Source organism: Phycicoccus duodecadis, assembly GCF_002846495.1.
GTDB lineage: Bacteria > Actinomycetota > Actinomycetes > Actinomycetales > Dermatophilaceae > Phycicoccus > Phycicoccus duodecadis.
Genome location: NZ_PJNE01000001.1, coordinates 2,911,876 through 2,926,156, shown reverse-complemented (window position 1 = coordinate 2,926,156; position 14,281 = coordinate 2,911,876). Strand labels below are relative to the sequence as shown.

Annotated in this window: 13 protein-coding genes; 7 read left to right on the top strand and 6 right to left on the bottom strand. The window is 73.9% G+C overall.

Annotation, left to right across the window (positions count from 1 at the left end; genetic code table 11):
• The first annotated feature begins 19 nt into the window (after window positions 1–19).
• The 6 genes from ATL31_RS13640 to ATL31_RS13615 all read left to right on the top strand — a co-directional run bounded on the left by ATL31_RS13640 (window position 20) and on the right by ATL31_RS13615 (window position 6,339).
• On the top strand, window positions 20–1,060 hold the full coding sequence (locus ATL31_RS13640) for a Gfo/Idh/MocA family protein (protein ID WP_101396249.1): 1,041 nt from the start codon (window positions 20–22) through the stop codon (window positions 1,058–1,060).
• A gap of 269 nt (window positions 1,061–1,329) precedes the next feature.
• Window positions 1,330–2,328 (top strand): substrate-binding domain-containing protein, encoded by a 999-nt coding sequence (locus ATL31_RS13635; RefSeq protein WP_101396248.1) that lies wholly within the window; start codon window positions 1,330–1,332, stop codon window positions 2,326–2,328.
• A gap of 72 nt (window positions 2,329–2,400) precedes the next feature.
• Window positions 2,401–3,456 carry an ABC transporter permease gene (locus ATL31_RS13630; protein WP_101396247.1) on the top strand — a complete coding sequence of 352 codons (1,056 nt, stop codon included), beginning with the start codon at window positions 2,401–2,403 and terminating at the stop codon, window positions 3,454–3,456.
• Complete coding sequence (locus ATL31_RS13625) at window positions 3,453–4,319, top strand: ATP-binding cassette domain-containing protein (RefSeq protein ID WP_101396246.1); 867 nt, start codon at window positions 3,453–3,455, stop codon at window positions 4,317–4,319. The genes ATL31_RS13630 and ATL31_RS13625 overlap by 4 nt, the downstream gene beginning before the upstream one ends.
• A gap of 17 nt (window positions 4,320–4,336) precedes the next feature.
• The gene (gene iolG / locus ATL31_RS13620; RefSeq protein ID WP_101397657.1) at window positions 4,337–5,386 is read left to right on the top strand and encodes an inositol 2-dehydrogenase; all 1,050 of its coding nucleotides are present in this window, start codon (window positions 4,337–4,339) and stop codon (window positions 5,384–5,386) included.
• Window positions 5,383–6,339, top strand: coding sequence for an SDR family oxidoreductase (locus tag ATL31_RS13615; RefSeq protein WP_101396245.1), 957 nt, complete (start codon window positions 5,383–5,385; stop codon window positions 6,337–6,339). The genes iolG and ATL31_RS13615 overlap by 4 nt, the downstream gene beginning before the upstream one ends.
• A gap of 48 nt (window positions 6,340–6,387) precedes the next feature.
• Here ATL31_RS13615 and ATL31_RS13610 read toward each other — a convergent pair whose 3' ends face one another.
• Window positions 6,388–7,575, bottom strand: a complete 1,188-nt coding sequence (locus ATL31_RS13610) for a phytanoyl-CoA dioxygenase family protein (protein WP_101396244.1) — start codon at window positions 7,573–7,575, stop codon at window positions 6,388–6,390.
• 150 nt (window positions 7,576–7,725) lie between these two features.
• Between ATL31_RS13610 and ATL31_RS13605 the strand changes: the two genes are divergently transcribed.
• Window positions 7,726–8,832, top strand: coding sequence for a LacI family DNA-binding transcriptional regulator (locus ATL31_RS13605; RefSeq protein ID WP_101396243.1), 1,107 nt, complete (start codon window positions 7,726–7,728; stop codon window positions 8,830–8,832).
• A gap of 21 nt (window positions 8,833–8,853) precedes the next feature.
• Here ATL31_RS13605 and ATL31_RS13600 read toward each other — a convergent pair whose 3' ends face one another.
• From ATL31_RS13600 to ATL31_RS13580, 5 genes are all read right to left on the bottom strand, one after another.
• Window positions 8,854–10,116 (bottom strand): NAD(P)/FAD-dependent oxidoreductase, encoded by a 1,263-nt coding sequence (locus ATL31_RS13600; RefSeq protein WP_101396242.1) that lies wholly within the window; start codon window positions 10,114–10,116, stop codon window positions 8,854–8,856.
• Between the two features lie 10 nt (window positions 10,117–10,126).
• Window positions 10,127–10,900, bottom strand: coding sequence for a sulfite exporter TauE/SafE family protein (locus ATL31_RS13595; RefSeq protein ID WP_101396241.1), 774 nt, complete (start codon window positions 10,898–10,900; stop codon window positions 10,127–10,129).
• Between the two features lie 75 nt (window positions 10,901–10,975).
• Window positions 10,976–11,527 carry a CAP domain-containing protein gene (locus ATL31_RS13590; protein WP_245862450.1) on the bottom strand — a complete coding sequence of 184 codons (552 nt, stop codon included), beginning with the start codon at window positions 11,525–11,527 and terminating at the stop codon, window positions 10,976–10,978.
• A 181-nt stretch (window positions 11,528–11,708) separates the two neighbouring features.
• Window positions 11,709–12,998: a fatty acid desaturase family protein gene (locus ATL31_RS13585; RefSeq protein ID WP_101396240.1), complete on the bottom strand. Its 1,290-nt coding sequence runs from the start codon at window positions 12,996–12,998 to the stop codon at window positions 11,709–11,711.
• A gap of 106 nt (window positions 12,999–13,104) precedes the next feature.
• Window positions 13,105–14,265 carry a ferredoxin reductase gene (locus ATL31_RS13580; protein ID WP_143598393.1) on the bottom strand — a complete coding sequence of 387 codons (1,161 nt, stop codon included), beginning with the start codon at window positions 14,263–14,265 and terminating at the stop codon, window positions 13,105–13,107.
• Window positions 14,266–14,281 lie beyond the last annotated feature (16 nt).

Genomic DNA, 14,281 nt, shown 5'->3' with positions numbered 1-14,281 from the left:
ATTCCCGATAGGATGCAGCATGCCGTCGCACCTCCCTTCGCCTCGTGTCCCCGACTCGCTCGCGGCTCCGCCCCTGCGGTGGGGCGTGCTCGGCACCGGGTGGATCGCCGACCAGTTCGTCGCCTCGCTGCGGGCCAACACCCGGCAGGTGATCCAGGCCGTCGGGTCCCGCTCGATGGCCTCCGCCCAGGCCGCGGCGGCGCGCTGGGAGGCGGCCGGTGCCCACGGGTCCTACGAGGCGCTGGTCGCGGACCCGGCGGTCGACATCGTCTACGTCGCCACCCCGCACAACTTCCACCTGCCCCACGCGCTGCTGGCCATCGCCGCGGGCAAGCACGTGCTGATCGAGAAGCCGGTCGGCCTCGACGCCGCCGAGGCGCGCGCCATCGGCGAGGCGGCCGAGGCGGCCGGGGTGTTCTGCATGGAGGCCATGTGGACCCTGTTCCTGCCGAAGTTCGACGTCGTGCGTCAGCTCCTCGCCGACGGTGCGCTGGGCGAGGTGGTCGCGGTGCTCGCCGACATGGGCGAGCGGTTCGACCCCCCGCACCGCATCACCCGCCCCGAGCTGGCGGGTGGCCCCCTGCTCGACCTCGGCACCTACGCCGTCACCTTCGCGACGTGGATCCTGGGTGCCCCGGATGCCGTGCGCGCCGTGGCCACCCCCGCGCCCGGGGGGACCAACGGCCAGCTGTCCATCGCCCTGCGCACCCCCGCCGGCGGGACGGCCGCCCTGCAGACCACGATCCTCGCCGACAGCGCCACGACCGGCAGCATCATCGGCCGGGAGGGGCGCCTCGAGCTGGGGAGCCGCTTCTACCTCCCGGGCCCGGCCACGCTGTACCCACGCCAGGGCCCGCCCCTGCACTGGGCCGAGACCAAGGTCGAGCACGCCGCCCTGCACTTCGAGGCGGCCGAGGTCGCCCGGCGGGTGAGTGACGGCGAGACGTCCTCCCCGCTGCGCCCGTGGGCCGAGACGGTGATGACCCTCGACGTGATGGACCGGGTGCGCGAGGCGACCGGGCTGCACTTCGAGAAGGCCCGGCTCGCTCGCGACGCCTGAGCGGCGGCCCGAGCACCGCCCGTTCCCGGCCGCGTCGGCCCGGCCGACCGACCCCTGCTGCCTCCCGGCCCGGGGGCGCTCAGACCTGCCTGTGCCCTGGTAGGTCATCGTTATGACACGTTGTCATCACATTTTGGATCATTTGTCAGGACAAGCCTTGCCAGGGGGGTGGGGAGTGGGTCACAGTACCGAGTGGCACGCGCTAAGCAGTAGGGCGAGCCGGCGCAACGCAGCGCACAGCGGGCCGGGCCCGCGATCAAGGAGGAAGCATGAAGGCTCCCAAGCTGGCCCTGGTGGTCGTCGCGTCGACCGCTCTGGTGCTCGCAGGATGTAGCGGTGGCACCACGGCCGACCAGAGCACCGCGAAGTCCACCTCCGCAGCGGCCGGCGGTGGCGACAACAGCGCGATCAAGATCTGCATGTACACCCACGGTGACGGTGGCGGGTTCTGGTCGGTCGCGAAGAAGGGCGCCGAGAAGGCGGCCGCCGACCTCGGCGTGACCCTCGACTACCAGGAGTCGAACAACGACGCGCAGAAGCAGGCGCAGCTGATCGAGGCCGGCGTCACCGGCGGCTGCACGGGGCTGGCGGTGTCGGCCCCCAATCCCGACGCCATCAAGGACGCCCTGAAGAAGGCGACCGCGGCCGGCATCCCGATCGTCACCATGAACTCGGGCAGCGCGGTCTTCCGGGACCTCGGTGCCATCACCCACGTCGGCCAGGACGAGTTCATCGCCGGCCAGGAGGCGGGCAAGAAGTTCAAGGAGATGGGCGTCAAGAAGGTCCTCTGCCCGCTCCACGAGGCGAACAACATCGGCCTCCAGCAGCGCTGCGACGGCATCAAGGACACCTTCGGCAACGTCGAGAACCTCCAGGTCACCGCGGGTCTGGCCGATCTGGCCAAGAGCCAGGCGGAGATCCAGGCCAAGCTCGAGTCCGACCCGTCCATCGACGCGGTGTTCGCCCTGAACGCCGACATCGCCACGGGGGCGGCGCTGCCGGCCGCCGAGGCCGTCGGCCGCCCGATCAAGATCGGCACCGTCGACCTGTCGGGCGAGGCCGTCACGGACATCAAGGACGGCAAGATCGCGTTCGCCATCGACCAGCAGCAGTTCGCCCAGGGCTACCTGCCCGTCGTGCTGCTCTACCTGAACAAGATCAACGGCCACGTCCTCGGTGGCGGCCAGCCGATGTACACCGGCCCCGGCTTCGTCACCAAGGACAACGCCGACCTGATCCAGAAGCTGGCGGAGGCCGGCACCCGCTGACGGCCGCGGTGGCGGGGCGCCCGTCCGCCCCGCCACCGCTCCGTCCCCCTCCCGGCCACCGAAAGGTCCCCCATGTCCACCACGACCGCACCCGCGGCGACCGGCACCGACGAGCGCCTGGTCGCGGTCTCGAGGTTCACGCGAGTCCTGCGGCGCCCCGAGCTCGGGGCCCTGCTGGGCGCCATCGTCATCTACGTCATGTTCGCGCTCGTCGACACCACCGGTGTCTTCGTCACCATCGCCGGCACCGCCCGCTGGACGGACGTCGCCGCCTCCGTGGGCATCGTCGCGGTCCCCGTCGCCCTGCTGATGATCTCCGGGGAGTTCGACCTCAGCGCGGGCGTCATGGTCGGTACCTCGGGCCTCTTCGCCGGGCTGCTCACCACCCAGTACGGGTTCAGCATGTGGCCCGCCATCGGGCTCACCCTCCTCTTCGCGGCCGGCATCGGGCTGGTCAACGGGTGGCTCGTGATGCTCACCGGCCTGCCCTCGTTCATCGTCACGCTGGCGATGTTCTTCTCGCTGCGCGGCATCAACCTGGGTGTCACCAAGATGCTCACCGACACGGTCCGCGTCGCGGGGATCGACAAGGTGCCCGGGTACGACTCGGCCGCGTCGGTGTTCGCCTCGACGTTCTGGGCCCCCTACGACTTCCGGACGTCGGTGCTGTGGTGGCTGGCCATCACCGTCGTCGCCACCACCGTGCTCACCAAGCTGCGCTTCGGCAACTGGGTCTACGCGGTCGGTGGCGACCAGACCGCCGCCCGCAACACCGGGGTGCCGGTGCGCCGCACCAAGATCGCCATGTTCGTCTGCACGTCCCTGGCCGCGGCCCTCGTCGGCATCATCACGCTGCTGCGCCTGAAGTCGATGCAGGCGGGCCAGGGCGTCGGCGAGGAGTTCACCTTCATCATCGCGGCCGTCGTCGGCGGCTGCCTGCTCACCGGTGGCTTCGGGTCGGCGATCGGCGCGAGCATCGGCGCGTCGATCATCGGGATGGCCTTCATCGGGATCGCCTACGCCGGCTGGAACACGGACTGGTCCTGGCTCTTCCTCGGGGTCATCCTGTTCATCGCCGTGCTCGTCAACACCTTCATCGGCCGCCGCGCCCAAGGAGCCCGCAAATGAGCGAGTACCCGCCCGTCCCCGACCACCAGCGGGCGGGACCCGTCGCCGGGGCGCCTGGCGCGTCGCCCGTCCCGGGCGAGGACGTCCGGCCGGCCCTCGAGCTGCGCTCGGTGAGCAAGGCCTTCGGGAGCGTGCTCGCCATCCGCGACATCACCCTGCGGGTGGACCCCGGCACCGTCACCTGCGTGCTCGGTGACAACGGGGCCGGGAAGTCGACGCTGATCAAGATCCTCAGCGGCGTGCACCAGCCGACCGAGGGCGAGCTGCTGGTCGACGGCGAGGTGCGCTCCTTCACCACGCCGCGCGAGGCCCTGGCCGCCGGGATCGCCACCGTCTTCCAGGACCTCGCGACGGTGCCGCTCATGTCGGTGTGGCGCAACTTCTTCCTCGGCAACGAGCCGATGCGCGGGGTCCCGCCGCTGCGGTTCCTCGACGCGCGCACCGCGCGGGCCGTCTGCCGCGACGAGCTGCTCGCGATGGGCATCGACATCCGCGACCTCGAACAGCCGGTGGGCACCCTGTCCGGTGGCGAACGCCAGGCCGTCGCGATCGCCCGGGCGGTGCACTTCGGGGCCAAGGTCCTGATCCTCGACGAGCCGACGAGCGCCCTCGGGGTGAAGCAGTCGGGCGTGGTGCTCAAGTACGTCCTCCAGGCCCGGGAGCGGGGGGTGGCCGTCGTCTTCATCACCCACAACCCGCACCACGCCTACCTCGTCGGTGACCGCTTCTACCTGCTGAACCGCGGCCGCCTCACCGACGAGTTCGTGCGGGGCCGCGTCGTGCGCGAGGATCTGGTGAAGGCCATGGCCGGCGGAGCGGAGCTCGAGGCGCTGGCACACGAGCTGGAGTCCGTGAACAGGTGAGCGACGTGGAGGCGACCGTGAGTACGCGAGATGCAGGATTCGGAGTCCCGACCGGCCCGGAGCCCGAGGTACGACGCGTCGGGCTGCTGGGCTGCGGCCGGATCGGCCGCCTCCACGCGGGTCTGCTGGCGGACACCCCCGGCTTCACGGTGGCGGGTGTCGCCGACGCCGTGCCCGAGGCGGCCCGCGCCGTGTCGGCCTCGACGGGGGCGCCGCTGATGTCCATCGACGAGGTGCTGGCGTCGCCGGACGTCGACACGGTCGCGATCTGCACGAGCACCGACACCCACGTCGACCTGGTCGTCGCCGCGGCCCGCGCCGGCAAGGCCATCTTCTGCGAGAAGCCGCTGAGCCTGAGCCTGGCCGAGGTCGACCGGGCCCTGGCCGCCGTCGAGGCCGCCGGGGTCCCCTTCATGGTGGGGTTCAACCGGCGCTTCGACCCCGGCCACGCGTCGGTGCGCGATGCCGTCCGCAAGGGTGAGGTCGGCGACCTGCACGTCCTGCGCATCACCAGCCGCGACCCCGCGCCGCCGCCGCCCGCCTACGTGGCCGTCAGTGGCGGCATGTTCCTCGACATGGTCATCCACGACTTCGACATGGCCGGGTTCATCGTCGCCAGCCCGGTGGTCGAGGTGTACGCGCGCGGTGCCGTGCGGGTCGACCCGCTCATCGGCCAGGCCGGCGACATCGACACGGCGGTGACGATGCTGGTGCACGAGGACGGGACCCTGACCACCATCGACAACAGCCGCGAGGCGGTCTACGGCTTCGACCAGCGCATCGAGGCCTTCGGCTCGGGTGGTGTCGCGGTGTCGGACAACCCGTCCCGCCACGCCGGCTGGCGCCGTACCGCGGAGGCCACCATCGGGCAGCCGCTGCCGTGGTTCTTCCTCGAGCGCTACCACGAGTCCTACCGCCGCGAGTGGGTCGCCTTCCACGACTACGTCGTCGGGGGCGGTGACTCGCCCTCCGGCACCGACGCGGTGCGGTCCTGCACCGCGATCGCCCTGGCCGCCGGGCTCTCCCTCCGCGAGGGCCGGCCCGTCCGGGTCGACGAGATCGGATGACGCGCGCCCGCATCGCCGTCACCGGTGCCACCGGGTTCGTCGGCGGTGCGGTCGCCGCGGTCCTGACCGCGAAGGGCCACGACGTCGTGTGCCTCGTGCGCAGCGACCCCGGGCCGGGGTTCCCGTGGCCCGCACGCCGGGTCGACCTCCAGGACACCGGCTCGGTCGCCGGCGCACTCGAGGACCGCGACGGGGTCGCCCACCTGGCCATCCTCAACGACTTCGCGCGGATGTACGCGCAGCGGCGCGAGGCGCACGACGCCTACGTGGGGCTCACCCGCCGGGTCGTCGACGCCGCCAACGCCACGGGATGCACCGTCGGGTACGTCTCGACCGACTGGGTCCTCGACGGGACCGGTCACCTCGCCACCGAGGACGAGCCGCCCAACCCGGTCAACTTCTACGGGGTGCTCAAGGCGGCCTCCGAGATGGTCGTGCTCGAACGCGCCCGGAGGGGTTTCGTCGCCCGCGTGGGCGGCGTCCAGGGGGTGCACCGCACCCGCCCCGCGGGGCCGCGCGCCCAGGACGTCGGGTTCGGGTACTTCGTGCTGTCCCTCGTCGACGCCCTGCGCGCTGGTGAGCGGTTCACGGTCTGGGAGGACGCCGCCATCAACTCGGTGGCCACCCCGATCACCTCCAGCGAGATCGGGGCGCTCCTGGGCCGGGCCTTCGACCGGGAGGTCGACGGGGTGCTGCACTTCGCCGGGGCCACCGCGGTGACCCGGCGCGAGCTCGCCCACGCCACCTGCGACGTCTTCGGCCTCGACCCCTCGCTGCTCGACGTCGGGCCGCCGCCCGAGCACGCCCGGCTCCCGGCTCCGGTGCCGTACGACACCAGCATGTCGGGTGAGGTGACGATGGCGCGGCTCGGCACCCGCGCCCACACCGTCGGTGAGCAGCTGCAGGCGCTGCGACGGGAGCGCGACGAGGGGCGGGTCGTCGCGCTCAGCTGACGGCGGGCGACGGGCGACGGGCGGCTGGTCGAGATGGGCCGCCCGCGCTCAGGCCCCGTGGCTGCGGGTGCGCGCCTCCTGCGCCGCCAGCCGTTCCTGGAGCTCGGGCAGGCCCACGCCCTCGGTGATCGCCTGGTGGACCACGTCGGCCTGGGTCCGCGGCGACAGGCCGCCGACCGGCTGGTCACGGTCGAGGTTGGTCGGGAAGGCGTAGCCCTCGGCGCCGGCGGCGACGACGTCGGCCACCCGCTCGGGCGCCATCCCGGCCGCGCGGCGTTCCATCAGGGCCGGGTACACGGCCTCGACGACGCGGCGGCGGTCGACGGTCTCCATCGCCCGGCCGAACGCCGACGACACCTGCAGCAGGTTGGCCATGCGCCGCACGGAGGTGGTCCGGTTCGTGCCCGCCGCGTGGAAGAGCGCGGGGTTGAAGAAGGCGGCGTCCCCCGTGGCCAGCGGGAGCTGCACGTGGTGGGTGACGAAGTACTCCTGGAACGCGGGCAGCCAGTACGCGAGGTAGCCGGGCTCGTACTTCTGCGAGTGGGGGAGGTAGAGGGTGGGGCCGGACTCGACCGGCATGTCGCAGTGCGCCACCGCGCCCTGCAGCGTCAGCCCGGGCGAGAGGCGGTGCACGTGGGCCGGGAACGCGGCCGAGACCTCGGGGCTCTGGAAGCCGAGGTGGTAGTCGCGGTGCACGGTCTGCCCGGCGCCGCCCGGCGTCACGACGTTGACCTGGCTGGTGACCTGGTAGCCCGGGCCCAGCCACGCGCTGGCGGCCAGGGCGAGGACGTCGTTCGCGTAGTAGTCGACGAAGGCCTCGGGGTCGGCGACCGCCAGCTTCTCCAGCGCGTTCCACACCCGCTCGTTGGCTCCGGGGGCGGCGAAGTGGTCGCCGGCCGGTCCGCCCCGGGCCTTCTCCTGCGCGATGATGCGCTCGAAGACGGCGCTGACCCGGTCGACAACCGCCGGCTCGAACGCCGCGGTGAAGACCACGATCCCGGGCCCGTCGGCCAGGGCCCGGGCCACCTCGGCGCGCACCGCCCGCCGGCCGTCCTCGTCGGTCGTCGCCGCGCGCACCGCCGCGGCGTCGTAGGTCAGCACCCCCTGGGTCACGCCCGCCGCGTGCGGGTAGTCGGCCGGGTCGGTGCCGACGTCGACGACGCGCAGCAGGTCGTCGAGGTCGCAGTCCTGCGGGCTCAGGTAGCCGGAACGGGTGCGGTGGGTCGTGCTGGTCACGGGGGCTCCTCGTCGTCGCGGGTCGGCGCGTGCGTCGTGCTCCAGCCTGGGCCGGTCCGGGGCCGGTGGCGAGGCGCGGATCCATCAAAAAGACCTCAACGCGCCGGTCCGGTCTCTGGCCAGCCGCGCCCGGGCCCGCGACGATGGGGCATGGTCCGCCGCAGCCACCGGGTCCGCGACGTCGCGGAGCAGGCCGGGCTGTCGACGGCCACGGTCGACCGGGTCCTCCACGCGCGCCCGGGCGTGAGCGCGCGAGCGGTGCGGGCCGTGGAGACGGCCCTGGCCGAGCTCGACCGGCAGGCGAGCGCCGTGCACCTGTCGCACCGGTCCCTGGTGGTCGACGTCGTGCTCGACGCCCCCGGGCGCTTCCGCGCCGCCGTGCACGACGCGGCCCGGGAGGCGGTGGGGATGCTGGGGGCGGCGACGGTGCGGGCCCGCTTCCACGACGTGGAAGGTGCCACCCCGCGGGCGCTCGCCCACCTGGTGGACGGGCTGGGGTCGGGCGGGCGGGTCAGCCACGGCATCCTGCTCAAGGCGCCGGATGACGAGCACGTGGGGGCCGCCGTGCGGCGCGCCCTCGACCGCGGTCTCCCGACGGTCACCCTGGTCACCGACATCGCCTCCTGCGGGCGGGTCGCCTACGCGGGGCTCGACAACGCCGCCGCGGGTGCGACGGCGGCCTACCTGTTGGGGCACCTGGCCGGGCGCCGCCCCGGCGTCGTGCTGGCCACCCTCAGCCACCGCACGTTCAGGGGCGAACGCGAGCGGCTGGCAGCCTTCGAGGCGCGGTTCGCGGTGGCCGCCCCGGGCCTCGCCGTGGTCCTGGTCGGGGACCTGCGCGGCGAGGACGAGGCCACCGAGCGCGCCGTCACGAACGCGCTCGAGCACGGGGCGCCGGTGGCCGGTGTCTACTCCATGGGTGGGGGCAACACCGGCGTCGTGCGGGCCCTCGCCGCGGCCGGTGCCGAGGGCGTGCCGTTCGTGGCCCACGACCTCGACGCCGACAACCTCACGCTCCTGCGCACCGGGGCCATCACCGCCGTGCTGCACCACGACCTGCGTACCGACCTCCGCTCGGCCCTGACCCAGCTGCTGCGGGCCCACCGCCTCGTGCCCGGCGCGCCGACCACCGTGCGCTCGGCCCCCCAGGTGGTCACGCCCTGGAACATCCCGCCCCGGCTCGGCGGCCGAGCGGCGGCCGACGCCGGCGCAGAAGGCGCCGCGGACGGCCCGCGGCCGGCCACGGGAGGCTCCTGACCGGGTCGGCGCCCCTCGCGGTCACCGACGCGGCGCCCCGCTGCGGGCCGCCGCCCGTAGGACACTCGCCAGCGCCGCCAGGTCGCCCCCGGCCGCGCGGGCGGAGTCCAGGTCGACCTCGGCCCCGGCGGCGATGGCGGCCGCCGCGGCCCGCACCGGGCGCGCCACCCCCGGGCCGGTGGCCACCCCGCACACGGCCCGCAGCCGGCCCGTAGCGTCGAGCGACAGCACCACCGGCGCGTCGGCGTCGCCGACCAGCACCTCGGTGGCGCCGGCCGGCGCCACCCCCATCGACTGCATCGACGCGTCGCCCTGGTCCGACCACGACCAGGGGACGTCGTCGAAGGGGTCGTCGAGGCCCAGCGCCGTCGCCGCGGCGACCGCACCCTGGCGGCCGGCCGCCGTGTAGGACTCGAGGCGCTCGCCGCGGCCCCCGCCCGCGGCCCGCATCCGCACCACGTCGCCGGCCGCGAGCACCGCCGGGTGCGAGGTGCGCATGGCGGCGTCGACCACCACCCCGTCGTCGACGGTGAGGCCGGCCGCCACGGCCAGGGCCGTACGCGGTGCCACCCCGACGCCGGCCACGACCGCGTCGGCGGTCACCACGGACCCGTCCGACAGGTGCACCCCCGTGACCCGCCCCGCGTCGCGGCGCACCTCCTGCACGGTGACGCCGGTGCGGACGACCACGCCGGCGGCCTCGTGCCGCCGGGCCAGCCACGCGGCCACCGGCGCCGGCACCCCACGGGGCAGCAGCCGGTCGGCGGCCTCGACGACCTCGACCGCGACGCCGCGTGCCACCGCGGCCGCGGCCACCTCGAGCCCGATGACGCCACCGCCGACCACCACGAGGCGCCCGGCGGTGCCGAGCGCGGCGGTGAGCGCGGCGGCATCGGCGGCGTCGCGCAGGGTCAGCACGCCCGGGCCGTCGGCGCCGGGCACCACGAGCCGGCGCGGCTCGGCCCCGGTGGCCAGGACCAGCGCCTCGAACGCCCACGTCGTGCCGTCGTCGGTGGTGAGCACCCCGGCGGCAGGGTCGATCGCCTCGACCAGGGTGCGCGGGCGCACGAAGATGAGCTCGAGCCACGGGGCGCCCGGCGGCAGGAGCGAGGGGATGTCGGCGCCGGGGTCGAGGAGGACGTCCTTCGACAGCACGGTGCGGTCGTAGGGTCCGCGCGGCTCGGCGGTCAGCACGGCGACCGAGGCCCCGGCCTCGGCGAAGCGGCGGGCGGCCCCGGCAGCGGCCGGCCCGCCCCCGACGACGACGAACCGCGGCGACTCCATCAGCCCGAACCTAGCCGACGAGCAGCGCGACGGCCGCAACAGCCGAGGTGAGGAGCACCGCCACGTCGAACCCGCGCTGGCTGATCCGGGCCACGGTGGCGGACCCCACCACCCCGCCGAGCACGACCAGCGGGGCCAGCAGGCCGGCCCGGGCGACGTCGGCGCCGTGCAGCAGGCCGAGCCCGATCGAGAACGGCACCTTCACGAGGTTGACCACCAGGAAGAACCAGGCGTTGGTGCCGAGGAAGCGGCGCTTGTCGATGCCGGCGGCCGACAGGTAGAGGGTCATCACCGGCCCCGCGGCGTTGGCGGTCATCGTCGCGAACCCGGCGGCGCTGCCGGCAGCCCAGGCGGCGGCCGGATGGCCCGCGGCCCGGGCCGCCCCGGCGGCGCCTTCGTCGCTGCCGGCCCGGCGCCGCCGCGACCACAGCTGGAGCCCGAGCAGCACGAGCAGCACGCCACCGATCGAGCGGCGCAGCGTCTGGTCACCGACGTGGGCCAGGAACAGCGAGCCCAGGGCCAGCCCGGGCAGCACCGCCGGCAGCAGGCGCCGCACCAGCGCCCAGTCGGCGTCGCGGCGGTAGTGCCACACCGCCACGAGGTCACCGACGATCAGGACGGCCAGGATGGCGGCCGTCGACTGCCGCGCCGGCAGCACCGAGGCGAAGAGGGCCACGGCCAGGACGGCCAGTCCGCCGAGCGCGGTCTTGGAGTACCCGATGACAACCGCGCCCACTGCCATGAGGGCCAGGCCCACGAGGGTCCCGCCGAAGAGGTCGAGCATCCCCGCAGGCTACGGGCGACGCGGTCCGGGTGCTCCGAGCGACCACGAGCGGCCCGATGCCGGGCCGCCACCGGCTCAGACCCGGCCGAAGTCCTGGGTCCAGTAGATGCCGTAGCTGCCGCCGCGGCCGACGCCGACGCCCACCGCCACGTTGGCGCAGGCCAGGATGTTGGCGCGGTGCCCGGAGCTGTTCATCCAGGCCGCCATGACCGACGAGGCCGAGGGCTGGCCGGCGGCGATGTTCTCGGCCGAGCCGTACAGGTAGCCCTGGGCCCGGATGCGGTCCCACGGCGAGCGGCCGTCGAGCGAGGTGTGGCTGAAGTAGTTCCGCGTGGCCATGTCGACGCTGTGCAGGCGGGCGGCCTCGGCCAGGCGGGTGTCCCAGTGCGCCGCGGGGCAGCCGGCCTTGGCACGCTCGACGTTGACCAGCGTCAGCACCTCGCGCGCCATGGTCGCGTCGGGGCTGGTGGTCGTGGTCGTGCTCCGCTGCACCCACGTCACCTTGGCGACGCCGCCCGGGCGCGGCAGCGGGCGCGCGTCGGCGGGGGCGGCGAGGGCGACCGCGGCCGCCACGACGGACCCGACCGCCAGGGCGCGGGCAGAAGGAGCGAGGAGGTCTCGGAGCACGGGGATCACCTTCGGGGTGGGCCGCGGGGCGGCCCGGGGGTACGGGGGGCGGGGGACGACGCGCCCTGCCCGCCTCATCCGCGCCCACGATGACACGGCACCGCCCGTCAGGAGGCCCGAACGCGAAGGACCCGCCCCTCCGGGGGAGGGGCGGGTCGGTCGCGCGGAGGGCGGTCTCGCGTCAGCGGCGGGCGCGCCGGCGCTTCTGCTGGGCCTTCTTCAGCTCGAGGCGCACGATGTCGCGGCGGCGACGGCCCTCGACCTTGTTCGGCAGCGAGAGCTCGACGACCTTCCAGTACACCGAGGCGGCCTGCTTCCAGAGGCTGCCGGTGACGTAGGGCAGCTCGTGGCGCTCCATCAGGTCCTGGATCCGCGGGGCGATCTGGGCGTACCGGTTGCTCGGCATGTCGGGGAACAGGTGGTGCTCGATCTGGTGGCTGAGGTTGCCGGTCATCACGTGCATGGCCTTGGAGCCGCTGATGTTGCCCGAGCCCAGCATCTGGCGCAGGTACCACTCGCCGCGGGTCTCGCCCTCGATCGAGGTCTTCTCGAAGGTGGAGATGCCGGGCGGGAAGTGCCCGCAGATGATGACGGTGTTGGTCCACACGTTGCGTACCAGGTTCGCGACCAGGTTGGCCGTCAGCGTGGTGCGGGCCGAACCGGTGACGGCCGACATCGCGGGGTGCACCAGGTAGTCCTTGGTCGCCTGGCGCTTGATCTTCTGCAGCACCTCGGAGCGGTTGGCGCGGAACTCGGCCTTCTGCTCGTCGGTCATCCGGTTCTTCGTGGCGACGTACTTGCCGAGCTCGAGGTCGTAGGCGGCGATCGAGTACTCGAACAGCAGCGCGTTGCCCACGTGCCAGATCGGCTGGAACAGCGAGAAGAGGGTCCACTTCTGGTCCTCGTCGACGCGCAGGATGCCGTAGCCGAGGTCGTTGTCGCGGCCGAGGACGTTGGTGAAGGTGTGGTGGATCTCGTTGTGGCTGTGCTTCCACTGGCTGGCCGGGGAGGCGTTGTCCCACTCCCACGCGGTCGAGTGGATCTTGGGGTCACGCATCCAGTCCCACTGGCCGTGCATGACGTTGTGGCCGATCTCCATGTTCTCGAGGATCTTGGCCACCGACAGCCCGGCCGTGCCGAGCCACCACGCGGGCCGGATGCCCTTGACCTTGACCCCCGAGAAGAGCAGGACGGCGCGGCTGCCCATCTCGAGGTAGCGCTGGGTCTTGATGACCTTGCGGATGTAGGCGGCGTCGCGCTCGCCGCGGCTGTCCATGACCTCCTTGCGCAGGGCGTCGAGCTCGTGGCCGATGCCCTCGATCTGCTCGGGGGTCAGGTGCGCCGCGGGGTTCGGGCGCCCGGACTTCTTCAGGGCCGGGCGCTGCGGGCGCGGGGTGTCGCTCTGGACGCGCAGCCGCGGGTTGATGCCCTGCGGCTTGGTCGAGGCGTGGCGTTCGGGGGCGAGGGTCATGAGGGTGGGTCCTTCCGTGTCGCTCGCGGGGGCTGGGCTGGGTCTCGGGGGCTGGGGGTGGGGGGTCACGGTTCGGAGCATCCGTACGGAGGCACCGAGGGGCGGGTCAGATGTCGATCTCGCAGGAGCCGGCGACGGCGTTGACGCAGGTCTGCACGGGCAGCGGCTCGTCGGACTCGTGCACGGTGACCTCGCCGGTGCGCAGGTCGCGGATGGCGCCGGCGCGCATCGGCAGGACACAGCCGAAGCAGATGCCCATCCGGCAGCCGCTCGGCATCAGGATGCCGGCCCCCTCGCCGGCGTCGAGGATGGGGGTGGCGCCGTCGGCCTCGAGGGTCAGGCCGCTGCGCGCGAAGGTGACGGTGCCGCCCTCGCCGGGCTCGACCACGCTGGGCCGGAAGCGTTCGACGTGCAGGCGCTCGGGGATGCCGGCGTCGGCCCAGTGCGCCTCGGCGGCGTCCAGCAGGGCGGTCGGGCCGCACAGCCAGGTCTCGCGCTCGCGCCAGTCGGGGACCAGCGCATCGAGGCGGTCGAGCTCGAGCATCCCGTGCACGTCGTCGAGGTTCAGGCTCAGCGCCATCCGCCCGCTCTCATGGTGGGCGGCGAGCTCGGCGGCGAAGATGACGTCACGCTCGCTCGGCGCGCAGTGCACGTGGGCCACGTCGCGCAGCTCGGTGAGGTGGTTGCGCAGCATCCCCATGACGGGGGTGATACCGCTGCCGGCGGTCAGGAAGAGGACCTTGGCCGGGGCCGGGCTGGGCAGGGTGAAGTCGCCGGTCGCCTGGTCGAGCATGACCAGGGTGCCGGGGCCGGCCTCGCGCACGAGGTGGCGGCTGACCTTGCCCTCGGGGATGGCCTTGGTGGTGATGGCGATGCAGCCGGCCGGGATGCCCGCAGCCGGCGAGCCGTCGGCGCGGTGGGTGAGGCTGTAGGCGCGCCAGTGGCGCACGCCGCCGATGTCGATGCCGATGCGGATGTACTGGCCGGGGACGTGCCCTCTCCAGCCGCGCCCGGGCCGGATGACGACGGTGGCGGCGTCGGCGGTCTCGGGGCGGACCTCGACGATGCGCCCGCGCAGGTCGGCGCCGCTGCGCATCGGGTCGATGAGGTCGAGGTAGTCGGCGGGGACGAGGGGGGTCGCGAGCGCCTCGGCCAGCTTGCGGGCGCCCCGGACGACGCCGCCGAGCGGGCCGTCGGTGTGCGCCCCGAGGCGCGGCCGGGTGGCGCCCGCGGACGGGGTCGCTCGGTCGATGCTCGGTGCACTCATGTACCCGAGCGTAACC